1 protein-coding gene and 1 pseudogene are annotated in these 1,089 nt (G+C 66.3%); both read right to left on the bottom strand.

The annotated features are described in order from the left end of the window. Nucleotides 1-69: 69 nt before the first annotated feature. Nucleotides 70-369: pseudogene (locus ACFHVL_RS31320) on the bottom strand (HEAT repeat domain-containing protein); the annotation flags it as partial. A 24-nt stretch (nucleotides 370-393) separates the two neighbouring features. Continuing rightward, nucleotides 394-1,089, bottom strand: a 696-nt coding sequence (locus tag ACFHVL_RS31315; protein WP_416632236.1) for a class I SAM-dependent methyltransferase, incomplete at its 5' end; no start/stop codon positions are given.

Raw genomic sequence — 1,089 nt, 5'->3', positions numbered from 1 at the left:
AGCTGCGACAACCAGCCTGCCGCATTGGCCCTGGCCGCATAACCCCCGAAGGATTTACGACCTGGACCACTTAGACATGGTGTGCAGCGACTGGCTACGCGCCTGCGGGACCTCTGACTTGAGCTGTTCCAGCAGCCTGGGCGTGACTTGCTCCGCCGGGAGGCGAGTGAGTGCCCAGGTCAGCATGTCGCGGACGAAGAAGTCCGGCTCGACCGCACAACGCTCGATCAGCGTGTCGAGGTAGCCCGGGAGCGGATTCGTGCCGGCAGCCAATGCCGCCTGGAGCCGCGTCGATGACGCGTCGGAACTGAGGGCCTTGAGTAGACCGTTGTCCAGTGCAGTGGTGTTGGTCGAAGTCACGGGAACCACCTCCAGCACGTAGTCAAGACCCTATCACCGTGTCAGGGTCAAGCCGGACCTTCCGGGAGCGTCGAAAAGCCGGTCAGGCGGTCTTGCGGGCCAGCACCCGGTACGTGTTCGACAGCCCCGATTGCCGCCGATCTTCGCGCTGACCCGGTCGACGAGCACCGCCACCGCGAGCGCGGGCGCCGTGGCGGTGAAAGCGATCTTGCGGAACACCGCGGCGGCCCGGGACGGTGGAGCCGGGCGCCAGGCCAGGTCCTCGCCGCCGATCAGCGCCGCGTTGATCGCCAGAATGGCCGCGCTCACCACGTCCTGTTTGTTGTGCGGCTCGGAACGCTGCTCGGCGATCACCTCGAAGCCGAGCCCGGCCAACACGGTGCGCAGGTTCGCGATCGGGATCATGTGCAGGTGCTGGGGCTGCAACCAAGAAATCCACCAGCGGCCGAGCGCCTTGGCCCAAGCGAAGTCCGGGTCGGGCAGCTCAATGGCGAGGTGCCCACCCGGCGACAGAGCCACTGCGGCGGCTGCCAACTGCCGCTTCGGGTCCGCCGTGTGCTCCAGATAGTGGTACATGCTGATCACGTCGTACCGGCCAGCCAAGTCGGTGGCCAGGTCGACGAAACTGCCCTGGTACGCCTGCCGAATGCGCTGCTTCTGCCACGGCCCCGGCGTTGTTCCGGCTTGAGAGGTTCTGTCCGTGTTGAGAACCGGACACGAGGCGAGTTG

The organism is Micromonospora sp. LOL_023, from assembly GCF_048060115.1.
Classification (GTDB): Bacteria; Actinomycetota; Actinomycetes; order Mycobacteriales; family Micromonosporaceae; genus Micromonospora_E.
This window is presented reverse-complemented; position numbering and strand designations above follow the sequence as displayed.